The following is a 24,259-nucleotide window of genomic DNA, read 5'->3' on the forward strand; positions in this document are numbered from 1 at the left end:
AGTTGGTGATGATCCAAAAAGATAAAGTGCATAAAAAAGAAAAAAAAGGTGGGCTTCGTGAATTTATTTCTGTTTTAATACAGGCTCTACTTTTAGCAGCGTTTATTCGGACACTTTTTTTCCAGCCGTTTAGTATTCCTTCCGGTTCAATGCGTCCTACTTTGTTGGTGGGAGATTATCTGTTTGTTTCTAAGTATGCATATGGGTATTCTCGTTTTTCCATCCCCTTTTCTCCTCCTCTTTTTTCTGGACGGATTTGGGCATCTCAACCTCAACGTGGAGATGTGGTCGTTTTTCGCTTACCAAGTAATCCGAAGATTGATTATATAAAACGCGTCGTTGGGCTACCAGGTGATCGTATACAAGTCCGTCAAAGTGTCCTTTATATTAATGATGAGGCTGTTTCACGTCACTTTATGGGGGAGATTGATAATTCTGATATAACGGAAGTGAACTATCCTGTTGAGGTTTATCGCGAGACAATGCCTAACGGTGTCAGTTATGATACACTTGATTTAGCTTTCATCCCGAAAGTTGATGATACAGAAGTCTTTGAAGTTCCTCAGGGACATTACTTTATGATGGGGGATAACCGCGACAATTCAGATGATAGTCGTTTAGATGTAGGCTATGTTCCAGAAGAAAATCTTATTGGTCGCGCGAGCGTGATTTTCTTTTCTATCAGTAATGGTTCAAGTGCTTGGCAGATTTGGCGTTGGCCATTTGATGTGCGTTGGAAACGTTTGTTTTCTTTCATAAATACGGTTCATGATTTGCCGCTTATCAAGCAAGGAAACAACGATGAAACGTCTCATGATTGATCAGCTTTTCAAGCTGACGGGGCATCGTTTTAAAGATGAAGAGAGGTTAAAGAAGGCATTAACACACTCGAGTGTACAAGATTCGGAACAGGGGAATTATGAACGACTAGAGTTTCTAGGGGATCGGGTTTTAGGGCTTTTGATTGCAGAGATGCTGTATCAACTTTTTCCTCAGGCAAGTGAAGGTGAATTATCAGTCCGTTTAAATCATCTGGTCAATGCACAGACATGTGCTGATATTGCGCGTGAAATGAGACTTCCTGATATGATCCGTGTTGGTTTTGAGATGAAAAATTTTGAGGGGCGTCGACTTATCAATATGCATGCAGATGTCGTGGAAGCTTTGATTGCCGTAATATATCTCGATGGAGGATTGGAAAGTGTTCGCCCTTTTATTCAAAAATATTGGCAAAGTAGGGCAAAGAAAATGGATGCTGGTCGACGTGATGCCAAGACAGAATTACAGGAATGGGCGCATATCCAAGGCAATGCACAACCACATTATCAGGTTATAAAACGTTCAGGTCCAGATCACGATCCTGTTTTTATGGTAGAGGTCAGTATTTCTGGGTTTGCTTCAGAGATTGGGCAGGGAAGCTCCAAAAGATATGCTGAAAGAATGGCAGCTGAAAAAATTTTGCGACGAGAGGGTGTATGGAAAACAGTGGGAAAAAATAATCATGAGTGACGTTATGAAAACGCGTTCTGGGTTTGTTGTGCTTATTGGGATGCCTAATGCCGGTAAATCGACATTGGTTAATCAATTGGTTGGAACAAAGGTTTCAATTGTAACACATAAGGTACAAACAACACGAACTTTAATCCGCGGTATTGTCATTCATGATGATGTGCAAATTGTGTTGGTCGATACACCGGGTGTTTTTCGTCCCCATAAGCGCTTAGAACGAGCCATGGTCTCTGCTGCTTGGGGAGGGGCTAAGAGCGCTGATGTTCTGCTTGTTTTAATTGACGCTCAAAGTGGTCTTTCGGATGAAGTTGATATGATGTTAGATATTGTAAACAATATGAAACAAGAAAAAGTTCTTGTTCTTAATAAGGTTGATACAGTTGTTAAATCATCTCTTCTAGCGTTAACCACTAAAATAAATGAACGTGTAAAGTTTGCGCAAACATTTATGATTTCTGCTCTAAACGGTTCTGGTTGCAAGGATTTACTTCATGCGTTGAGTAACATGATGCAGGAAGGACCATGGTATTATCCGGAAGATCAAATTTCTGATATGCCTATGCGTCATCTTGCTGCTGAAATTACGCGTGAAAAACTTTTTCTTCGTCTTCATGATGAACTTCCTTATTCCTCAACGGTTGAAACAGAAAACTGGGAAGAGCGTTCAGATGGTTCCGTTAAAATTAATCAAGTTATTTATGTCGAGCGTGAGAGTCAGAAAAAAATTGTCTTAGGAGCAAAAGGCGATACAATTAAAGCGATTGGTCAAGCAGCACGTAAAGAACTCATGGAAATTATGGATCAAAAGGTTCATCTTTTTCTCTTTGTGAAAGTGCGCGATAATTGGGATACCGATCCAGAACGTTATCGTGAAATGGGATTGGATTTTTTAAAATAAGATTTTTAAAAATAATTAAAGTAAAATGAAGTGGAAAGAACAAGCCGTTATACTTGGTACGCGCCAATATGGTGAAACAAGTGTTATTCTTGAGATTATGACACGTGAACATGGTCGTTATATGGGAGTGGTAAAAGGGGGGCGCTCGCGTCGCATGGCAGCTCTTCTTCAACCTGGAAATTTTGTGGAGGCTGAATGGTGGGCTCGTTTAGACGAACATTTGGGACTTTTTCGGCTTGAAGCTCTTGATTTACATGCGGCACGATTAATCTGTCTACCAGAAGCACTTTATGCTTTGCAATTGATAGCTTTTCATTTGCGGCTTCTTCCCGAACGTGATCCGCACCCCATTTTATATGATATTTTACACCTTTTTATGCAGAATTTTGATGAACCATTTGTAAATGCAGAATTGCTTGTACGTTTTGAAATGCGGCTTCTTGAAGAACTTGGTTTTGGTCTTGATTTATCTTGTTGTGCTGCAACAGGTCGTCAGGAAAGGCTTCATTACGTATCACCAAAATCTGGTCGGGCTGTCTGTGAAGAAGCAGGAGAACCTTGGAAAAAAAAACTTCTTATTCTACCACAGTTTCTTGTACAAAGAATGACTCGTCCTGCTGATTTTAGTGATATAATAAATGGTTTTATACTGACGGGTTTTTTTCTTATGCGTCATGTCTGGGAGCCACGAGATATAAAGCAGCCGTCAGTGCGCATGAATTTGATACAATTGTTTGAGCGCCAATTTGGTGTACAGGCATTAATTTGTTGATCTGATGATAATTGAATGGGAAAATGAGAATTTTAAAGACAATTGCTGAAGTTCGCCAATATACTTCAGAGGAACGACGTTTAGGTTTTTCGATTGGTTTTGTTCCAACAATGGGGGCATTGCATGATGGTCATCTTGCATTAGTACAGTATGCAAGAGCAATGTGTGATCGCGTAGTAGTTTCTATTTTTGTCAATCCAAAGCAATTTGGACCTCATGAAGATTTTTCTCAATATCCAAGAGATTTGAAGGGCGATTGTGCTTTGTTAAAAGAAGCAGGTGTTGAATGTGTTTTTGCTCCTTCTGTAGATGAAATGTGGCCACCAGGAAATGACACAATTGTACAAGTGAAAAAATTATCACGTATTTTGATGGGAAAATTACGTCCAGGGCACTTTTGTGGTGTAACAAGCGTTGTTGCTAAACTTTTTAACATTGTCCAACCAGATAAGGCTTTTTTTGGGGAAAAAGATTTTCAACAAATTTTAATTATTCGGCGTATGGTTGAAGATTTGGCTTTTCCTATTGAAATCGTTGGAGTTCCTATTCTACGGGAGTCAGATGGTGTAGCTTGTTCTTCACGCAATCAGCTTTTAACATTAGAAGATCGTAAAGCTGCCAAAATTCTTCCTGAAAGTGGAAAAGCTGCTGAAAAGCTTTACCATGAAGGTGAACGGTCGGTTGATAAATTATGCAAAACTGTTCATGATATTTTACAACAAGAAACGCGTGCAATCATTGAAGCGATAGATTTACGGGATATGGAAAATTTATGCGTGATTAGAGGAACATTGAATAAACCAGCAGTTTTACTTCTTACTGTCCGCTTTGGTGAGGTAAGGCTGATTGATCAATATATATTGCAAGAGAAGGGTGGAAAATGAGTGTACATAAAACCGTAAAGCGTATAACATCTTCCGAAATACGTGCAAGAAAGGGACAACAGCCAATTGTTTCTTTAACAGCTTATCAAGCTTATACTGCGCGGATTGCTGATCCATATTGCGATATCCTTTTGGTTGGTGATAGCGTTGGGATGGTTGTGTATGGGTTTGAGACAACGCTTCCTGTTAATTTAGATATGATGATTTTACACGGGAAAGCCGTGGTGCGTGGATCTCAAAAAGCTCTTGTGGTTATTGATATGCCTTTTGGTTCTTATGAAGAAAGTCCAGAACAAGCTTTTTTTAATGCATCGCGTATTCTTGCTCAAACGGGGTGTGGTGCAGTTAAGCTTGAAGGGGGTGTTTATATAGCAGAAACAATAGATTTTTTGTGTAAACGTGGCATTCCAGTGATGGGGCACATTGGTCTTACACCCCAGGCGGTGAATCGTTTTGGTGGCTTCAAAACACAAGGACGCAAGGAGAATGATTGGCAAAGAATTGAAGCAGATGGAGCAGCGATTGAAGAGGCAGGTGCTTTTGCTGTTGTTTTAGAAGGGATTGTCGAACCTTTAGCGGTGAAACTGACAAATAAGCTTTCTATCCCTACGATCGGTATAGGGGCGTCTAATCAATGTGATGGACAAGTATTGGTTATGGAAGATATGTTGGGCTATGGTTCTCATGTGCCAAAATTTGTACGCCGTTATGGAGACCTTGAACAAGCCATGGAAACTGCAATAAAGAATTATGCAGAGGATGTCACATCTCGTGCTTTCCCAGCGGATAATGAAGTTTATAAACTAAAATAAACTTCAGTTTAAGATGAAAGGTTTGACAAGAGAACATTTGTTGTTTTGATAATAAATGTGCATTATTTAATATATTTTGTATACAATTTGAGCTGTGATTTTTTCCATTTCTTGAATGGAGTCACGCCTCTCATGCAAAACAGAACGCCATTGGGTCGCTAATTCACGTGCTTTTTTAAAGAGAGCTTTCTTAAGGCACCCAATCCTATTTCGCTACGGCGTTCGTGAATAATATAGTGGTAAGTCCCTTATGAAGTGTATAAAATTTATAGAGCACTCCCGTCTTTACGCTTCATAAGAAAGCAAGCCGGCATCATCACACACTTTGCCAATTTTCAATGCTGCGACAGCGCTTAGCACTTGAGATGGTTCATAAGAAGCATTTTAACTCTTTCTTTAAAAAATTTTACCCACACGCCAGCCCCGCTTGTGGTGTGCAAGAGAATGATTTTGATTGATTCAATATAAACAGATTTGAAATGAGTGAAGCTTACGATATTAGGAGCTCTCATTCAAAATGAAAAAACAATGAATTATTATTATAAGTCAGTGTGATGAGTCTGTAATGACAAGGAATCAACAATGCGAAGAGTCTATAATCTTTGGGCATCTAAGTCATTAAAGCGCGTTAAAAATGCGTTTTCAATGTGTTGTGTAGAATAAGGGGATAAATTAAGATCATCGGGTAGAATATTATTGGGAGAGCCAAAATAGTGAAGGGCTTCTTCTGTATTAAATCCAGCAAGCGTAATCGCTTCATAATAGGCAGCAATACGGTCGGCTTGTTTAATTTTTTTTAAAAGTTTTTGAGAAAGATCAACGGGAAGAGAAAAGCGCATGTGGATAGCATCTTGGATGCGCTTTTCAACGCGTTCATATTGTTTTCCTATGACAGCTTTAAAAGGGGAAATCATATCGCCGATGACATATTCTGGAGCATCATGAAGAAGGGTATAAAGACATTCATTGCTTCCCGATTGTGGAAAAAGTTTTTGAAATATTTGTTCAACCAAAAGTGAATGTTGTGCAACAGAATAGGCATGCTCTCCTCGTGTTTGACCGTTCCAACGTGCTACGCGAGCAAGTCCATGGGCAATATCTTCAATTTCAACATCAAAAGGAGAAGGGTTGAGAAGATCAAGTCGCCTTCCAGAGAGCATTCTTTGCCAAGCGCGGGCTTCTCCATTTTTTAATAATTCAGCTTTAGCCATGAGTGTTTTCTATAGTATTTTCAGGAAAGGTAAAATTCATATTTTCAGCAATGCTTATAGTGACAGGAATGTTTTTTACAGTAAAGGGGATGTTATGATCCATAGCATCTTTGACGTGGTCAATACGCATTAAAGCAAGAGCCTCATTTTCTACACATGTTCCCAAGTAGCCAAGCACTTTTGTTCCTGCTTCAATGCTAGATTGAGGGGTTAATTTACACTGGCCTTTTACAATAAAAATACGGCGACGTGCTGCACGGCGGTGGTGCATTCGTGAAACAATTTCTTGTCCAATATAACATCCTTTATTGAATGCAAGTCCATTGATTTGATCGTAATTAATATCATGAGGAAAGACTTTGCCAATTTCATAGTCTTGATCACTTTCCGCAATTGCATAACGGATACGCAATTGATTCCATGTGTCATGATATTCTGAAGTCAAAAAAGGTTTTTTGCCATAGATTCGTATTATTTTTTCTTGTTGTGGGAAGCGTTTATCAACAAAACTTGAATCAAAATTTAAAGCATCTGATTCATTATTCAAAGAAACTGTAACAAGCTCTTGGAATGGTTGTGTAATTTCTACTTTTTTGCGCAGCTTATAGAGCAACAGACGCTTATGGAGCGTATCAGCTAAAGGCATTCTGATATCAATCAAGTAACCATCTTCTTTTTTTCCGATAAGAAAATCAGCAAGAACCTTTCCTTGTGGGGATAAAAGGGCTCCAGGGAAAAGTTCCTGTGGACTGATTTTTTTTACATCTGTCGTGATCAGGGATTGTAGAAAATCTGTTGCTTCTTCACCTGTAATTTGAATAAGCCCGCGGTTTTTTAAGCAAATGGCATTTTGTTTTTCAATCATGGTTCTTGCCTTTCTGCTCAAAGTTACATAATCGATAAGTGAGCAATATGTAAGGAGCGTGGTTATGTTTAAAACATTTGATACAATTTTTAAAGGTGCAACACTTGTGAATCATGATGGAAGAAGCAAGCGTGATATTGGTATTACAAATGGTCGTATTGCTGAAATAGGCGACCTTACATGTGCATCGGCTAGTGAGGTCATTGATTGTACGGGGCTTCATATTTTACCAGGAGTTATTGATAGCCAAGTGCATTTTCGTGAGCCAGGAAATGAATATAAGGAGGATTTGGAAAGTGGCTCGTATTCTGCTGTGTTAGGGGGTGTTACGGCAGTTTTTGAAATGCCTAATACCAATCCATTGACAACATCAGAAGAAACATTAAGCGATAAGGTTCAACGCGCATTTCATCGAATGCATTGTGATTTTGCATTTTGGGTTGGAGGAACGCGTGAAAATGCTCATGAACTATCTGAATTAGAAAGACTTCCTGGTGCGGCTGGAATTAAAGTTTTTATGGGGTCCTCTACCGGTGATCTTTTGGTTGATGATGATGAAAGTGTACGCCTTATTTTGAAGAATACACGCCGTCGTGCGGCTTTTCATTCTGAAGATGAGGCGAGGCTCAAAGAGCGTAAAATATTGCGTATTGAAGGGGATGCATCGTCACATCCGATTTGGCGTGATGAAGTTGCGGCATTAAAATGTACGCAGCGTTTGGTAAAAATTGCTCATGAGACGAAGGCTCGGATTCATGTGTTACATCTTTCGACAGAAGAAGAAATTGATTTTCTAAAAAAACATAAGGATGTTGCAACAATTGAAGTGACACAACATCATTTGACGCTCACGGCTGATGATTATAAGAAGTTTGGTACATTAATTCAGATGAATCCGCCTATTCGTGAGCCGCGCCACCGTGACGCTCTTTGGTACGGTGTTCAACAAGGAATTATTGATGTCTTAGGTTCAGATCATGCGCCTCATACTCTTGAAGAAAAACTTCAACCTTATCCCTCTTCACCTTCAGGTATGACAGGCGTGCAAACAACAGCAGCAATTATGTTGACACATGTGAATGCAGGAAAAATATCTCTTGAACGTTTTGTTGATCTCACTTCACATGGCCCTAGTCGTATTTTTGGTATAAGTTGTAAAGGGCGCATTGCTGTTGGGTTTGATGCTGATTTAACCATTGTTGATCTTAAGCGAGAGGAAATTATTACGAATAGCTTAATTGGTTCTCGCGCCGGTTGGACACCTTATGATGGTCAAAAAGTTAAAGGTTGGCCTGTTGGGACTATTATCCGTGGTATGCGCGTTATGTGGGAAGGTGAAATTGTCACACCTTCACAAGGAGAGCCTGTTAAATTTATGGAAACTTTGGTGTAAACAGATTAAAATTATAAGTATGCCGTAAAATACCATCCTTTAGAGTGGTGATATAGGGTATGTCAGCCTCTTTGGTACATAAGTGTTTTTTTAATGAGTGGTGAATATTTTTAGGCTTGTTTTTAGAAACTATGAAGCAAATTACATGAGTGGGAAGCCAAGAGGAAACTTATTCAACAAGAACCTAGATTATTTACAGAGCAAATTTAGTTAAAAATCTTTGTCCGTTAAAGTGTGGGGAGGAAGCCAAAGAACAGTTTTGTATGGGGAAAAAGGCGCATATGAATAAAAGCGTATCAAGACATTATTCTTTAAACGTCTCTCTATTTTCAGAGCTGGTTTATTGCTCCCCGCATTTGTGAAAGGAGTATCATTGATATCGCTAAGATTGAGAGAGCTACTTTTTGTATAGATTAATTATTTATAATGCATGAGGAGGTTTTCAGATAAAATTCTTCCTTCCTCAATGTATCTTTGGTTGGCTTCAATGGCTGCTTGTGTACAATGATGATAATTTTCTGAGAAAGCACGATACGCTTCATTAAACGCTTCATAAAAATAAGCACGTCTTTGTGGAATGGGGCGTTCTGCTTCAATCAGTGCATTCATATAGTCATACCATTGGTTTGTTGGAGGCTCGCAAAGATTTTGGAGAGAATGCAATGATCCCAAAATTTCTGCTAGTCGGAGTAATTTTTTTTCATAAGGTGGAGATTGTTGTGCAAAGGTTGGCATTGAAATGACAAGAAATATTAAAATAATGATGTTCATCAATCTATACCGCATTATTTTTATTGCTTTCTTTGAATAAAACTCTGTAAAGATAAAATAATTTTGTCATGAGAACGGTGTAAAAATAAAGTTAATTGCTACATTATTCTCAATTATTGATTATAAAATATAGGGCGTAAGAGGCAGTAAGGAACCCATTGTGGAATATTGAAAATACTGACGAAGCTTTGTGTGGTTAAAAATTTAAGATTTTCTTTCTGCAAACTATCTATTTTTCACATAGATTTATATTGTATTGCCTATAGATTTTTTTCTAAGCTCATTTTCTTTAAGGAGAGAAAGCATCTCTAATGATAGAACGCTTTTGTCCAATCAAATAAAATAGATTGTTTTTATGATAAACGATGGATACAGCCGTAAATACAATGGGAAAATGGTAAGAAGAATTTACTATAAGATACAAGTTTTTAGCTTAAACCGCGTAATACAATGATTTGAGATAAGATACATCTAAAAGGATCGGTGCATAATATCGTCCATGGAGTCAATAAATGAAAGAGTTGCGATTTTATAATACGCTAACACGTAAAAAAGAAAAATTTACACCAATAGATGCGACAAGAGTACGCCTTTATGTTTGTGGACCGACAATTTATGATTATGCGCATATAGGAAATGCACGTCCTGTTATTGTTTTTGATATTTTATTTCGCTTATTGCGTCATGTTTATGGCAATGAGCATGTTCTATATGCACGTAATATTACAGATGTCGATGATAAAATTAATGCACGAGCAGCTAGCGAATATCCAAACGTATCATTGAATGAGGCTATTCGTCACTTAACAGAACGTACATATTCTCAGTTTCAGCAAGATACCATAGCACTTGGTTGTCTGTTGCCAACCAGTCAGCCACGCGCCACTGAGCATTTAGAGGAGATGCGCTCTTTAATTGAAAGGTTGCTTGAAAAGGGGCACGCTTATGAAGCGGAAAATCATATATTATTTTCTGTAAGTAGCATAAAAAATCCTCCCCATTATGGGGCATTTGCAAATCGTTCTTTAGATGAAATGAGGGCGGGGGCGCGTATCGATGTTGCTGCTTATAAAAGGGAAGAGATGGATTTTGTTTTGTGGAAGCCTTCTGTGGAAGGAGAACCAGGTTGGAAATCACCGGGCGGAATTCCTGTTTTAGGTCGTCCAGGTTGGCATATTGAATGTTCTGCAATGTCAATGGCAAAGTTATTAGCGCCCTATGGCGGTGGTTTAACCTGTGATGATCCGACCGCCAATGTTTTTGATATCCATGGTGGTGGAATTGATTTAATTTTTCCTCATCATGAAAATGAGATTGCACAAAGTTGTTCAGCTTTTGGGACGGAGCGAATGGCTAATTTTTGGATGCATAATGGTTTTTTACAAGTTGAAGGCAAAAAGATGTCGAAAAGCTTTGGCAATTTCATAACTATTCGTTCTGTTTTAGAGAATAATTTGGGGGAGTTTAATGGTATTTTAACCGATGAAATGAAGCAAAATTGGGCTGGTTTGTCTGCGCGTTTTTCGATGTTGCAAACGCATTATCGTGAACCATTAAATTGGACAGCACAGCGTTTAATACAATCGAGCAGCGAACTGTATCGTTGGTATGAATGGCTTCGCAGCAAAAAGAGTGAGATGAAAAACAATGAAGCAATTGATGATACTTTGATAGATGCACTTAGTGATGATCTTAATACTCCAAAAGCACTGACTCTTTTGCGAAAATTTTATAAAGAAGGAAATGCTTTGGCTCTTCTGAATGGGATGAATTTATTAGGACTGTTAAGACAAGAATGGATTAAAGAAATAGATTGCCCATTATTTATGAGAAAAACTTTCCTTGATACAAAATTTATTGATCAGCGCATTGCCGAAAGACTAAGACTTATCCATAATAAAGAGTGGGAAGCAGCGGATACAATTCGTGATGAGCTTGCAGCCGAGGGGGTTCTTTTAAAAGACAGTAAGGATCCGCAGAGTGGTGAGCGCATAACTGTGTGGGAAATAAAACGATTTTAATTTCTCTATTCCTGCAGCTTCATAAAAAAGGAGAATATGATGGAATTTTTATATCATTATGGATATATCGCGCTTAAACTGGCTGTAGGTCTTGTTGCCTTCTTATTTATTTTAAGAACGACGGGGCGGGGGAGTCTTAGTCAGATGACACCAGTTGATTTGGTCAGTAATTTTGTCATGGGAGGTATTATTGGAGGAGTTATTTATAATCAGAATATTAGTAGCATTCAATTATTGCTTGTTTTATTCATCTGGCAAACCTTGATTACATCTTTTAATTTTATTGCACGCTATTCAGTTTTTTTTCGTCGTCTTATTGCAGGGCGGAATGTCACATTAGTTTTAGATGGAGTTTTCCAAATGGATAAGATTAAGAGCTTAGGGATCAATATTAATGATCTCATTACGATGTTACGTCTTAAAGGGTGTCACTTACATGAAGCTGCTTTTGTTCGTTTGGAAACCAATGGTGATTTCACTGTCATTAAAAAGGAAGAGGGAAAGAAATCGACGATTTTAATAGAAAATGGTGAAGTTATTGATGAGGGACTTAAAGAGATTGGTAAAACAAAAAAGTGGCTTCAGGCAGAATTGAAAAAAAAACATGTAAAAGTTGAAAGTTTATTCGCAGCAGAGTGGTATGAAAATATAGATCAAAATAATAAATTGTATAGTGGATTATTTCTTGTTCCTTTTTCAAAAACAGTCTAACTTCAAAAAACGGGTAGGTATAGCTTATTGGAAGCTCCGTAATGAAGAGATGAATCTATAAACAACCACAGAGGGTATTTTACCTGTTTGTGCGGATGATAGAGAAGTAAGGACTTTATGAAACGCAATGAAATGACAAAAACTGTATCATCAGATACAGGGAGAACTCTGCACACACTTTACAATTTATGGCCCTATATGTGGCCGGTAGGGCGGCGTGATCTAAAAATGCGTGTGCTATGGGCAATATTTTATCTTGTTTTGGCTAAGCTCGTTCTCATATCTGTACCGTATTTATTTAAATATTCTACGAATGTGCTTGATTCAAGCTTTCAGCTACCTGAATGGTTCCCATCCAGTTGGATTATTCCCATCATGCTTGTTTTGGCATACAATGTCGCGCGTATTATGCAGGCTGGATTAAATCAATTACGCGATTCCCTGTTTGCCACTGTTGGTCAATACGCTGTTCGTCAATTAGCTTATAAAACCTTTGTACATATGCATGAGTTATCTTTGCGATTTCATTTGGAACGCCGAACAGGTGGGCTTTCTCGTGTGATTGAGCGTGGAACAAAAGGAATCGAAGCGATCGTAAGATTTTCAATTCTTAGTACAGTACCAACAGTTTTAGAATTTATATTAACGGCACTGGTATTTTATATAAGTTATGGGTGGCATTATCTTCTCATTGTTGTTGTAACGGTTGGATTATATATTTTGTTTACCATTAAGGCGAGTGATTGGCGTATTCGCATTCGACAAAAAATGAATACAGCGGATACTGAGGCGAATACTCGCGCTGTTGATTCTCTTTTGAATTTTGAAACGGTCAAATATTTTGGTAATGAAACTCTAGAAGCCGATCGATTTGATGCTTCTATGGTAGGTTATGAAAAAGCCGCAACAAAGATTTGGACATCTTTAAGCTGGCTTAATTTTGGTCAGACTCTTATCTTTGGTATTGGAATGACGATCATGATGCTGATGTCAGCTTATGAAGTTTTTTATAAGACACAAACTTTAGGAGATTTTGTTTTTATTAATGCGCTTTTAATGCAACTTTCCATTCCACTAAATTTTATTGGTTCAATGTATCGTGATATTCGACAAGGTTTAACGGATATTGAAGCAATGTTTGATCTTTTAGATGTTCAGAAAGAGATCGTTGATAAATCGGATGCTAAACCGTTAGAGATAAGCGATGGGACCATTTGTTTTCATCAGGTAAAGTTTTCCTATGATTCGAGACGTCAGATTCTCAGAGATATTGATTTTGAAGTTCCTGGAGGAAAAACAGTCGCTATTGTCGGTCCATCGGGTGCCGGTAAATCTACTATTTCTCGGTTGCTTTTTCGGTTTTATGATGTTGATGCAGGCTCTATCACAATTGATGGGCAGGATATTCGTGACGTAACACAAAAGAGTTTGCGTGAAGCGATTGGCATGGTCCCACAAGATACGGTGTTATTTAATGATACAATTGCCTATAATATTTGCTATGGGCGTCCAAGTGCTACAGATGAAGAGATGCGCAAAGCTGCTGAAATGGCACAAATATCAAAATTTATTGAAATTTTACCGGAAGGTTTTCAGTCTATGGTAGGAGAGCGAGGTCTCAAATTATCAGGTGGTGAAAAACAACGCGTGGCTATTGCTCGGACACTTTTAAAAGCTCCTCCACTTCTTATTCTAGATGAAGCAACGGCGGCTCTTGATACGGCGACGGAACAGGAAATTCAACAAGCATTGGATATTGTAAGCCGTGGACGTACAACATTGATTATTGCTCACCGTCTTTCTACTGTTATCAATGCGGATGAAATTTTAGTTCTTAAAAGTGGTCGTATTATTGAAAATGGGACGCATACAGAGCTTTTACGCAAGAAAGGTCTTTATGCTTCAATGTGGAATAAGCAGCTTGAAGCATCGCAAGCGGAAGAAAAATTACGTAAAATGCGTGAAGAAGATGAGACGAGTGTTGTTAATCGTAAAAAATAAATAGAGCAAAATGTAATCTATATCTTTATATGGAGTGATTGATTAAATACATAAAAAGACACAAGAGGAACAAAAAGCTTTGTTGCTTGTTTAAGTTTACGATGAATAGGAAATTATATGAGTATTCTGCAATCTTTCCATAATAGCTTTGTACCGGTTCATAAAGAAGGTTATCCTTTTATTGTAGCGTTTTTTGTTATTTCGCTCATTCTTGGTTGGATATGGAGTCCGTTGTTTTGGTTTGGTCTCGTTCTCACGGTGTGGTGTGTATACTTTTTCCGTGATCCAGATCGTGTGATCCCTTTGAATTCAAATTGGGTTATGTCGCCTGCAGATGGGCGTATTTCATTTGTGGAATCATGTGTTCCACCTGAAGAATTAGGATTAGGGAAAGATGAAATGATCCGTATTTCCATTTTTATGGATGTTTTTTCATGCCATATTAATCGTATTCCTATCAGTGGTACAGTAGAGTCTATCGTTTATCAGCCAGGTCGATTTACTAATGCTGACTTTGATAAAGCTAGTCAGTTTAATGAGCGTAATGGGGTGGTAATTGATAGCAAACATGGTAAAATTGGTGTCGTACAAATAGCGGGAATGGTTGCGCGCCGGATTGTTTGCTGGTCAAAAGAAAACGATGCCGTTATGACTGGTGAGCGATTTGGATTGATTCGTTTTGGTTCTCGCCTTGATGTTTATATACCAACTGAAATGAAATTGCGTGTTGCAGTTGGACAGACAGCAATTGCTGGAGAAACAGTTTTGGGTTCTTTTGATGATAAGAGTGCCACAACGGACTTCAGATACGATTAGGACTCACAATGAAAAATTTTTCGCCATTTTCTTCATTCAATCCTGAGGGGCAGCATGATGATGTTGCAAATCGGCGGCGTTCACCTACATCAATGCGGTATGTCATTCCTAATATCATTACTATTTTAGCAATTTGTGCAGGGATGAGCAGCATTCGTTTGGCTTTTGAACATCGCTATGAAGCTGCTATTTTAATGGTGCTTTTGGCCGCAGTTTTAGATGGTGCTGATGGTCGCATTGCCCGTTTAATAGATGGTAGTTCATCTTTTGGGGCACAGATGGATTCTCTTGCTGATGTTATAAATTTTGGTGTTACCCCTGCACTCATTGTTTATTCTTTTATCTTGAATCAAGCAAATCACATTGGTTGGGTTGCTGCCCTTGTTTATTGTGTTGCTTGTTGTTTGCGATTAGCACGTTTTAATGTGATGTTAGATAATCCCAATATACCTAAGTGGCAGAAAAGTTATTTTGTTGGTGTTCCAGCACCAGCAGGAGCATTATTACTTTTATTGCCTACCTATTTAGGCACTCTTGGTTTGGTCCCCAATTGGGGGTGGGCATTATTTTTTAGTCTTTATACTGTAATTATTGCTTTTCTTTTGATTAGTCGTTTACCGGTATGGAATGCAAAAACAATTGATCAAAATTTAAGGCGCGATATCGTTATACCGTGCATGTTGGTCATTGTTATTTATGTCGGTTTTCTTGCGACTTACACATGGGAAACTTTATTGATTACAGCTGTTAGCTATATGATTTTTCTCCCTTGTAGTTTTATCGCTTATAATAAACGTGCTACTTTAGAAGAGAAAAAGGCTGATGCTAAAGCTATCCAAGAATTATAAAGTGCTTCATTCTTCTGTCGAAAAGCACAGGAAAAAGAGAGAGTCAAACGATTTACTTCTCATATGATGATCAATCAGGTACATGATAATCTACAAACCGATTTTTATGGACATTAAAGAGTTTTCCAGTTTCCTTTAAATCAGGTGATAACAAATGGACTATCTTTTTTGCAACCTCTTGTGGTGAAGGGAGAGTTTGTGGATCTTCACCGGGCATAGCTTCAGCGCGCATGGCAGTGCGTGTGGCACCAGGGTTGACACAATTAATCTTAATAGGGGTTTGTTTGAGTTCTTCTGCCCAACAGCGGGCAATCACCTCTAAAGCCGCTTTAGAGGCTGCATAAGCTCCCCAGAAAGGGCGCGCAGCATGCGCAACGCTTGAGGATAACAGGATGGCTCGTCCAGCATCAGATTCACGTAATAAAGGCTCAACGGCTTTCATTAAGCGCCATTGGCTGAAAAGATTTATTTGAAAAACATCTTCAAATACCGTGTTTTCTATATGCGCTATTGGTGAGAGTGTTCCAAGAATTCCTGCGTTTGCAACGATAATATCAAGTTTTTTCCAGCGTTTGGCAATTGAGATAGCAAGGGTATCGATGTTTTCCATATGATGCAAGTCAAGGGGAACAAGGGTTGTATGAGCCCCTTTTTCTCGGATTTGATTATCTAATTCAGTAAGTCCACTGACTGTTCGTGCAAGAGCAATAATATGAGCGCCGCGTGCAGCAAGCTCGAGTGCTAAATAATAGCCAATCCCTCTTGATGCGCCAGTAACAAGTGCAACACGCCCATGGAGACTAAAGTCACGTTTTGTCATCATTAATCTCTTGTTTTAAGAACAAATGATTGATGAATTTTGGAGAGATTTTCTTGATCAACCAGATGCGTAGGATAATATCCAGTAAAATAATGGTCAGTAAATTGTGGGTCGGCGTTATTCCGTTTTTCCCCTGCTACAGCAAGATATAATCCATCCGTTGAAAGAAATTCTAATGAATCCGCTCCAATAAAATCACACATAGATTTTAAATCTGGATATTGATTTGCTAAAAGGTTTTCAGCTTTAGGTGTATCAATACCATAAAAGTCAGGATAAAAAATCATAGGGCTAGAAATGCGCATATGAACTTCTTTTGCTCCTGCATCGCGAAGCATTCGTACAATTTTAAGGGATGTTGTTCCACGTACAATAGAGTCATCAACCAGAATAACACGTTTTCCTTCAATCACAGGACGGTTTGCCGAATGTTTTAACTTGACGCCAAAAGCGCGAATTTGTTGTGTTGGTTCGATAAAAGTGCGGCCAACATAGTGATTACGAATAATACCAAGCTCGAAGGGAATTCCAATTTTTTGTGCATAGCCAATTGCAGCAGGCGTTCCTCCATCAGGAACAGGAACCACAACATCACCCTCACAAGGGGCTTCCTGTGCTAAACGGCTTCCCATATTTTTGCGTATTGTATAAACACTACGCCCTCCAACGATTGAGTCTGGGCGGGCAAAATAAACATATTCAAACAAGCAAAGTTTTTCTGGTTTTGTATTTTCTGGTTTTATAATTTTTTTCGTAATTTCCCCATTTTTTTGTATTTCACATATGATGATTTCTCCATTTTTAACATCACGGACATATTTTGCTCCAATAATATCAAGAGCACAAGTTTCAGAACAAAAGATAGGCTTACCATCAAGTTCCCCCATCACGAGAGGTCTAATTCCTGTTGGATCGCGTGCCGCAATAAGTTTTGTACGTGTGAGCGCTAACATAGCATACCCACCTTCTACTTGCCGAATCGCATCAACAAAACGATCAGAGGACGATTCATAACGTGAGCGGGCAATAAGATGGAGAAAAACTTCTGAATCCGACGTTGATTGACAGATAGCACCAGAAGCGATGAGTTCACGGCGTAATGTGAGACCATTGGTAAGATTACCATTATGCGCAATAGCAATACCTCCAACTTTCAATTCAGCAAAAAGGGGTTGAACATTGCGTAATGCCACTTCTCCAGTTGTTGAATAACGGGTATGTCCAATAGCACGATTTCCTGGTAAGCGTGCAAGTGTTGCAGGGTTTGTATAGTGATCTCCAACAAGACCTAAATGCTTTTCTTGATGAAATATTTTATTATGGTAAGAAACAATCCCAGCTGCTTCTTGCCCACGATGCTGAAGTGCGTGGAGTCCAAGAGCTGTTAATGTTGCGGCATCTTCATGCCCAAGAATACCAAAAACTCCACATTCTTCATGAAGGGTATCATCATCTAATGAAAATTCTTGACAGAAAACATCGCTTTTTATCATCATATTCTTTCAGTTGTGATATGGAGGAATCATTAATATCACATTTTACATCATTTAGTTCTCTTTCCTCATGAAAAACTATTCTCTATTTTTTGAAAATTATCTTTTCATGAGAGTGTTGCTCATACGTATGTTTATTGCTGTCTTTAAACAAATTTTCCGTCTTTTCGAGAACAGATCCAATATCTTTTGGGAGTATTTCCCAAACTTTTTGTCCCAATGAATCTAAAATAGGCCTTGTTTTTGCATTTTTTAACCAATTCGCTTGAAGCTCGGGTTTAATCAGTGCATTAAGCAGTAACATACCGATGATCATGATAAGTAAACCACGAAGTGCTCCAAAAATAAAACCAATAGTACGGTCAAGGATACCAATTCGACTATCGATAATAAAATCAGAGATCTTCATTGTAATAATTGAAGTAATAATGAGAACAATAATAAAAATTGTGACCAATGTTGTGATCAATGCAATCATTTTATTAGAGAGATATTGTTCAAAGAAAGGTAAGACAGGTTTGAATAAAAACAGTGTCGTAACAGCTGCAACTGCCCAAGAAATCAACGATAACACTTCACGTGAAAATCCTCGAAGCATAGCAAGAAAAGCGGACAACAGGATGATTACTACGACAATTCCATCAAGGATTGTTATGATCATTTGTTTGTTCCTTATACATAAAGTTGTGTTCTTTTAAGTCTGTGTGCAAATATATTTTTTGTTATGCCATTTTTTGTTCTTATAGCAAGGATCTTTTGTATTTTATAGAGTTTTTTCTATATTATCATATCTGTGGTGCAGATCATTTTTTACTTACGGTAAGAGTAGCAACGAGTTCGGGAAGGTCGGAGAAAGTTTTTTGTTGAAAGTTGAGCGACTTCATCATTTCGGTTGTTGTTGTGGGGTGAAAGGCTCCTTGAAAGCCGAGTTTTTTTGCTTCATTGATGCGCTGTGCTGAATGTGCAACAGCGCGGGTAGCTCCTGAAAGACTAACTTCACCAAAATATACATAATCCGTTGGCAATGCGATATTGGCAAGAGAAGATACCAAAGCAGCGGCTACAGCTAAATCAGCAGCGGGTTCTGATATGCGATATCCACCTGCTACGTTCAGATAGACATCATGCTGTCCAAAACGAATGCCACAATGGGCTTCTAAAACGGCAAGAATCATAGAAAGGCGATTTCCATCCCATCCGACAACCGCACGTCTTGGTGTCCCAAGGGAAGAAGGAGCAACAAGCGCTTGAATTTCTACGAGTATCGGGCGAGTCCCTTCCATTCCTGCAAAAACAGCAGCGCCTGGTGCTTTTTCATTACGTTCCCCTAAAAATAATTCAGATGGATTTATCACTTCGCGTAATCCTTTATCAGACATTTCAAAGACACCAATTTCATCTGTTGGTCCGAAGCGATTTTTTACAGTTCTAAGAATGCGATAATGATGTCCTCCTTCACCCTCAAAATAGAGAACGCCATCAACCATATGTTCAACGACTCGAGGACCAGCAATTTGTCCATCTTTTGTAACATGCCCAACAAGAACAACGGCGGCTCCTGTTTTCTTGGCAAAGCGGATCATTGCCTGAGCACCGATACGTACTTGTGTGACAGTGCCAGGTGCTGAATCTGCTGTATCTGACCATAGGGTTTGAATCGAATCGATAATCACCATATCAAGGTTTTTATGTTCGCTTAAGGTTGCCAGAATATCTTCAACATTGGTTTCAGCAGCAAGTTTCACTTCTGTATTGTTAGCTTCAAGCCTTTGTGCGCGCAGACAAATTTGCGCAATAGCCTCTTCACCTGAAACATAGATGACATTATATCCTTTACGTGATAAAGCAGCGGCTGTTTGTGTCAGCAATGTTGATTTACCAATACCCGGATCACCTCCAACAAGGAGTGCTGATCCACGGACAAAGCCCCCACCGGTAACACGATCAAGTTCAGCAATACCAGAATGAATACGTGGAGCATCTTCGATATTTCCAGAAAGAGATGTGAGTGTGACAATGCGTCCTTTACGAGCATTCTGCTTAGGACCACTTCCTATGCCGCTATTTATAGTTTCTTCGATAAGAGAATTCCATTCCCCACAAGCGCTACATTTCCCTGCCCAACGAGAATGGATGGTTCCGCAATTTTGACAGATAAATTGAATACGATTACGCGCCATATCGATTTAACCAATTTGCTCTGGAAGATAATCATTATCTTCCAGGTCACTGAATCGTGTGAAAGAAGACTGAAAGGCAAGTGGCACGATTCCTGTCGGTCCATGACGTTGTTTTGCAACAATAACATCAGCTTTTCCAAAAACTTTGTCCATTGTCTCTATCCATTTCATATGTTCAAGGCTACCGAACTTTGGTTCTTCATTTTTGAGGTAATATTCTTCGCGATAGACAAACAGAACGATGTCGGCATCTTGCTCAATAGAACCAAATCCACCTAAATCTGAAAGTTTTGGGCGTTTATCTGTTCTGTTTTCAACTTGATGTGAAAGTTGTGAAAGAGCAATAATAGGGATATTTAATTCTTTTGCTAAAGCTTTTAATTCTGCAGTGATTTCTTGAATACGATATTCAGATGTGTATTTTAAATCACTTGTCATGAGTTGGATATAATCAATAATTAAGACATCCAAACCATGTTTTTGCTTGAGACGCCGAGCACGGGCAGCCAGTTGTGAAACTGATATTCCTCCAGTTTGATCAATATAAAGGGGTGCCTTTTGGAGCTGATTTACCGTACGAATAATTTTTGAAAATTGTTCATCTGAAATATGACCACGTCGAATATCAGAAGAAGAGACTTCCGTTTGTTCAGAAATAATACGTGTTGCAAGCTGCTCTGAGGACATTTCAAGTGAGAAGAACCCTACAACGCCGCCTTCATTTTCTTGGATATTACCATTATGATTATAAGCATTGGCAATATTAAAGGCAATATTGGTAGCAAGTGAAGTTTTACCCATACCAGGGCGTCCCGCAAGGATAATTAAGTCGGATGGTTGTAATCCTCCCATTTTTTCATCAAGTGTTTGAATATGAGTCGCTATCCCTGATATTTGCGAAGAGCGCTTTTTTGCAGCACTTGCTATATCAACAACTCTTTTGATAGCTTCATCAAGACTGTCAAATCTACTATCGCAGTCTTCTTTTTTTTCTAGCATAATTATACACTTTCCTTTTGTTAGATATCAGTTTTTATGCAATTTTATATCAAGAATATTTTGCATGTTGTAGAATTTTCTCTGTGCTGTAGTATTTAAAACACTGCTTGTTTTTTATATTGCGGTAACTAGGGTAATTTTTCAGATAGATTAGAAAATATTTTTGTTAAAAGGTTAGAGGTTGTCCTATAAAGAGGAAAGTTTCTGATATTCTACATAATAGTCAGCCTTGCACAACAGCAGCAATTATTTTTGAATTTAAAAACAAGAAAATGAGTGTCTTGTGAGAAGGAGTTTTGTAAAAGAAGGAACAATATAGAAAGATTTAGATTAGCTATGGATTTTAATATATGTACCCCACTTACAACATTAAGAGATGTGTTATCATTTCATGCAAGAAGAATGTTATTAAATAGCAAATAACGGCGGCTAGAATCATTGAAAAATGATTCTTTGTAAGAAATTTCATTCTTGATAAGAACTACATTTTTTAATGAGAAGAATGGTTTCACAATTTTGACAGATAAATTGAATACGATTGCGCGTCATGTTGATTTAACCAATTTGCTCTGGAAGATAATTACTATCGGCCAGATCACTAAAGCGTGTGAAGTCAGATTGAAAGGCAAGGGGAACGATTCCTGTCGGACCATGGCGCTGTTTTGCAATAATAACATCAGCTTTTCCAAAAGCTTTGTCCATTATTTCTAGCCATTTTTGATGTTCCAAAGTGTTTAGTTTTGGTTCTTCATTTTTGAGATAATATTCTTCGCGATAGACAAACAGAACGATGTCGGCATCTTGCTCAATTGAACCAGATTCACGTAAATCTGAGAGCTGTGGACGTTTATCTGTTCTATTTTCTACTTGACGTGAAAGTTGAGAGAGAGCGATAATAGGAATATTCAATTCTTTCGCTAATGCTTTTAATCCTGTGGTAATTTCTGTGATCTCTTGAACACGATTTTCTGATGAACGCTTTGAACTGCTTGTCATGAGTTGGATATAGTCAATAAACAAGATATCTAAACCATGTTGCCGCTTGAGACGCCGCGCACGAGCAGCTAATTGCGTAATTGATATTCCACCAGTTTGATCAATATAAAGGGGTGCCTTTTGTAGTTGGTTCACCGCACGAATAATTTTTGAAAATTGTTCATCTGAAATATTACCACGCCGAATATCAGAAGAAGAGACTTCTGTTTGTTCAGAAATAATACGGGTTGCAAGCTGTTCGGATGACATCTCAAGTGAGAAGAATCCTACAATGCCGCCTTCATTTTCTTGGATATTGGCATTACGATTATAAGCATTAGCAATATTAAAGGCAATATTGGTAGCCAGTGAAGTTTTACCCATACCAGGGCGGCCCGCAAGGATAATTAAGTCAGATGCTTGTAATCCTCCCATTTTTTCATCAAGTGTTTTAATATGGGTGGCTATCCCTGATAATTGTGAAGAGCGCTTTTTCGCAGCACTTGCCATATCGATAGCTTTTTTAATAGCCTCATTAAAATTTTCAAATCCACCTCCATATTTCCCTTTTTCTGCTAGCTCAAATAACTGATTTTCAACAGTTTCAATTTGTTGGGTAGGCGTGAGTTCTACAGGAGCATCAAAGGCTGTATTGACAACTTGAGTTCCAAGGTTAATCAAAGACCGTCGGATAAAAAGATCGTAAATGACGCGTCCATAATCTTCAGCGTTAATAATAGTGACTGCCTCTGTGGCTAAGCGAACAACATATTGGTATACAGTAATATCTCCAATTTTTTCTTCCATTTGGATATAGGGCTTGATTGTAACTGGATCTACACGTTTTCCTGTTTTAATAAGATGAGATAAAACATGATAAATTTTTTGATGCAATGGTTCAAAAAAATGTTCTGGTTTTAGAAAATCTGAAACGCGGTCAAGAGAATCATTGTTTATAAAGATGGCACCAAGCAATGCCTGTTCAGCTTCAATATTATGCGGAAGTTGCCGAAAAGAAGGAGAATCCTCTTTCTTTGAAGAGCTGACATTAACAACGTTAGTTTCTTCCATAATATTTTTCCACTAAAATTCTAAGTCTAGCTACTTTAGGCGATAAATTGAAAATCGTATAATTAAAAGAATAGAGCGACAAATCTTCATTTTAAGTTAAAATTATATAATTTTTTAAAACTCTCTTTTCGTTCCTCATTTATCATTTGTGTATTATTTATATAACGTCTATCTATTTTATTTTATAATATGTGATTTTAAAGTGGAAGTTTTGCTACTCTAAATTTAAGTATTTTTAAGTTACTTAACCTTAAAATTCCAATATCTGTGTAAGTAGAATTATTTTTTTATAACTGAAATTATTTCAGATCATGTGAGGATATAATCAACTTAACGCTCATACAAACTTTAGCCTTAAGGGTAGAACTTTAAATTATTTTTGCTTTATATGCTGGAAAACAAAAGACATTTCCTCTTAGTGATATTATCATTCTCGGCATGTAATGCCTTTAAATAGTATATTTCTAATTCTTTCATAAAAATTAGGTTCTTTATGTACGATAGCCATAAAATACTCACTTTTAAAGTGTGAGTATTTTATGAGCGATATTTATAATGGAATAAAAAATATAAAACAGAAAGAAAAAATAGCAATTAAGCTTCTTGATGAGAACTGTTTATATCGTTGTCATTAATTTCTTCTGCCAATAATTCTTCCTGACTTTCTTCTAATAATTCTTCTTGAATATTATATATTTCTTTAGCCGAAGTGAGAGTTTCACCTTCTGCTTGGCGTTGTGCTTCACTGGTAGAACGCGCAACGTTAATAATCACAGAAATTTGAACCTCTGGATGTAAACTAAGAGTGATAGTGTGAAGACCGATCATTTTTATTGGATGATTAAGTTCGATTTGATTTCTTCCAATAGAAAAGCCTTCATCTGTTATGATTTCAGCAATATCACGTGTTGACACAGAACCATAAAGTTGTCCCGTTTCACCAGCAGAACGAACAACAATGAATGATTGTCCATCAAGTTTTTCAGCAATTTTTTGCGCTTCGCTTTTGCGTTCAAGATTACGTGCTTCAAGTTGTGCACGTTGTACCTCAAAATGTTTTTTATTAGCTTCATTTGCCCGTAAAGCTTTACCTTGAGGCAAGAGAAAATTACGCGCATAACCATCTTTAACTGAGACAATATCACCCATCTGACCAAGACGAGGAATGCGCTCAAGTAAAATAATATCCATAGTTTTTCCTTTCGAACA

21 protein-coding genes and 1 pseudogene are annotated in these 24,259 nt (G+C 38.0%); 12 read left to right on the forward strand and 10 right to left on the reverse strand.

Translation table 11 applies throughout. The features are described 5' to 3' along the window. The first annotated feature begins 8 nt into the window (after positions 1-8). Genes lepB through panB form a run of 6 tightly spaced genes read left to right on the forward strand, consistent with a single transcriptional unit; the run spans position 9 to position 4,875 of the window. Positions 9-821, forward strand: a complete 813-nt coding sequence (gene lepB / locus ACFINZ_RS01945; protein ID WP_375611213.1) for a signal peptidase I — start codon at positions 9-11, stop codon at positions 819-821. Then, entirely contained in the window at positions 802-1,509 is a 708-nt protein-coding gene (gene rnc / locus ACFINZ_RS01950; protein ID WP_375634160.1) for a ribonuclease III, read from the forward strand. The genes lepB and rnc overlap by 20 nt, the downstream gene beginning before the upstream one ends. After that, a complete protein-coding gene (gene era / locus ACFINZ_RS01955; RefSeq protein ID WP_012754937.1) occupies positions 1,502-2,407 on the forward strand; it encodes a GTPase Era in 906 nt (301 codons plus the stop codon). Before rnc ends, era begins: the two co-directional genes overlap by 8 nt. Positions 2,408-2,432: 25 nt before the next feature. Continuing rightward, positions 2,433-3,179, forward strand: coding sequence for a DNA repair protein RecO (gene recO / locus ACFINZ_RS01960; protein WP_375617640.1), 747 nt, complete (start codon positions 2,433-2,435; stop codon positions 3,177-3,179). A gap of 23 nt (positions 3,180-3,202) precedes the next feature. Next, on the forward strand, positions 3,203-4,063 hold the full coding sequence (gene panC, locus ACFINZ_RS01965; RefSeq protein WP_375634313.1) for a pantoate--beta-alanine ligase: 861 nt from the start codon (positions 3,203-3,205) through the stop codon (positions 4,061-4,063). Further along, entirely contained in the window at positions 4,060-4,875 is an 816-nt protein-coding gene (panB, locus tag ACFINZ_RS01970) for a 3-methyl-2-oxobutanoate hydroxymethyltransferase (protein WP_375634156.1), read from the forward strand. Before panC ends, panB begins: the two co-directional genes overlap by 4 nt. A 593-nt stretch (positions 4,876-5,468) precedes the next feature. Here the strand turns inward: panB and ACFINZ_RS01975 are convergent. Both ACFINZ_RS01975 and ACFINZ_RS01980 read right to left on the reverse strand, forming a co-directional pair. Then, positions 5,469-6,086: a YfbR-like 5'-deoxynucleotidase gene (locus ACFINZ_RS01975; RefSeq protein ID WP_375634154.1), complete on the reverse strand. Its 618-nt coding sequence runs from the start codon at positions 6,084-6,086 to the stop codon at positions 5,469-5,471. Next, positions 6,079-6,951, reverse strand: coding sequence for a YgfZ/GcvT domain-containing protein (locus tag ACFINZ_RS01980; RefSeq protein WP_375634152.1), 873 nt, complete (start codon positions 6,949-6,951; stop codon positions 6,079-6,081). The genes ACFINZ_RS01975 and ACFINZ_RS01980 overlap by 8 nt, the downstream gene beginning before the upstream one ends. 64 nt (positions 6,952-7,015) lie before the next feature. Here ACFINZ_RS01980 and ACFINZ_RS01985 point away from each other — a divergent pair, with 64 nt between their 5' ends. After that, on the forward strand, positions 7,016-8,344 hold the full coding sequence (locus tag ACFINZ_RS01985) for a dihydroorotase (protein WP_375701133.1): 1,329 nt from the start codon (positions 7,016-7,018) through the stop codon (positions 8,342-8,344). Positions 8,345-8,761: 417 nt separating this feature from the next. On the opposite strand, the gene ACFINZ_RS01990 is transcribed toward ACFINZ_RS01985, so the two are convergent. Further along, complete coding sequence (locus ACFINZ_RS01990) at positions 8,762-9,130, reverse strand: TIGR02301 family protein (protein ID WP_375612942.1); 369 nt, start codon at positions 9,128-9,130, stop codon at positions 8,762-8,764. Positions 9,131-9,627: 497 nt separating this feature from the next. On the opposite strand from ACFINZ_RS01990, the gene cysS reads away from it, so the two are divergent. The 5 genes from cysS to pssA all read left to right on the forward strand — a co-directional run bounded on the left by cysS (position 9,628) and on the right by pssA (position 15,512). After that, on the forward strand, positions 9,628-11,136 hold the full coding sequence (cysS, locus tag ACFINZ_RS01995; protein WP_375701134.1) for a cysteine--tRNA ligase: 1,509 nt from the start codon (positions 9,628-9,630) through the stop codon (positions 11,134-11,136). 39 nt (positions 11,137-11,175) lie between these two features. Continuing rightward, positions 11,176-11,847, forward strand: coding sequence for a DUF421 domain-containing protein (locus tag ACFINZ_RS02000; RefSeq protein WP_375634302.1), 672 nt, complete (start codon positions 11,176-11,178; stop codon positions 11,845-11,847). 117 nt (positions 11,848-11,964) lie between these two features. Then, positions 11,965-13,848 (forward strand): ABCB family ABC transporter ATP-binding protein/permease, encoded by a 1,884-nt coding sequence (locus ACFINZ_RS02005; RefSeq protein ID WP_375701135.1) that lies wholly within the window; start codon positions 11,965-11,967, stop codon positions 13,846-13,848. 117 nt (positions 13,849-13,965) lie between these two features. Next, the gene (locus tag ACFINZ_RS02010) at positions 13,966-14,664 is read left to right on the forward strand and encodes a phosphatidylserine decarboxylase (RefSeq protein ID WP_375634142.1); all 699 of its coding nucleotides are present in this window, start codon (positions 13,966-13,968) and stop codon (positions 14,662-14,664) included. Positions 14,665-14,672: 8 nt separating this feature from the next. Then, complete coding sequence (gene pssA, locus ACFINZ_RS02015) at positions 14,673-15,512, forward strand: CDP-diacylglycerol--serine O-phosphatidyltransferase (protein ID WP_375634140.1); 840 nt, start codon at positions 14,673-14,675, stop codon at positions 15,510-15,512. A 70-nt stretch (positions 15,513-15,582) separates the two neighbouring features. Here the strand turns inward: pssA and ACFINZ_RS02020 are convergent, their stop codons facing one another. The 7 genes and pseudogenes from ACFINZ_RS02020 to rplI all read right to left on the reverse strand — a co-directional run bounded on the left by ACFINZ_RS02020 (position 15,583) and on the right by rplI (position 24,241). Continuing rightward, on the reverse strand, positions 15,583-16,332 hold the full coding sequence (locus tag ACFINZ_RS02020) for an SDR family NAD(P)-dependent oxidoreductase (RefSeq protein WP_375701147.1): 750 nt from the start codon (positions 16,330-16,332) through the stop codon (positions 15,583-15,585). Positions 16,333-16,334: 2 nt separating this feature from the next. Further along, positions 16,335-17,828: an amidophosphoribosyltransferase gene (gene purF, locus ACFINZ_RS02025; RefSeq protein WP_375661828.1), complete on the reverse strand. Its 1,494-nt coding sequence runs from the start codon at positions 17,826-17,828 to the stop codon at positions 16,335-16,337. 82 nt (positions 17,829-17,910) lie between these two features. After that, on the reverse strand, positions 17,911-18,486 hold the full coding sequence (locus tag ACFINZ_RS02030; protein ID WP_375701136.1) for a CvpA family protein: 576 nt from the start codon (positions 18,484-18,486) through the stop codon (positions 17,911-17,913). A 142-nt stretch (positions 18,487-18,628) separates the two neighbouring features. After that, positions 18,629-20,005: a DNA repair protein RadA gene (radA, locus tag ACFINZ_RS02035; RefSeq protein WP_375612937.1), complete on the reverse strand. Its 1,377-nt coding sequence runs from the start codon at positions 20,003-20,005 to the stop codon at positions 18,629-18,631. A 6-nt stretch (positions 20,006-20,011) separates the two neighbouring features. Then, a pseudogene (locus ACFINZ_RS02040) lies at positions 20,012-20,956 on the reverse strand (DnaB-like helicase C-terminal domain-containing protein); the annotation flags it as partial. Between the two features lie 603 nt (positions 20,957-21,559). Then, on the reverse strand, positions 21,560-23,050 hold the full coding sequence (locus tag ACFINZ_RS02045; RefSeq protein ID WP_375617652.1) for a replicative DNA helicase: 1,491 nt from the start codon (positions 23,048-23,050) through the stop codon (positions 21,560-21,562). A 594-nt stretch (positions 23,051-23,644) separates the two neighbouring features. Continuing rightward, a complete protein-coding gene (gene rplI / locus ACFINZ_RS02050; protein ID WP_273791080.1) occupies positions 23,645-24,241 on the reverse strand; it encodes a 50S ribosomal protein L9 in 597 nt (198 codons plus the stop codon). Positions 24,242-24,259: the final 18 nt, after the last annotated feature.

Origin of the sequence: Bartonella sp. AA81SXKL (genome assembly GCF_042196945.1) — a bacterium.
In the GTDB taxonomy this organism is placed as follows: domain Bacteria; phylum Pseudomonadota; class Alphaproteobacteria; order Rhizobiales; family Rhizobiaceae; genus Bartonella.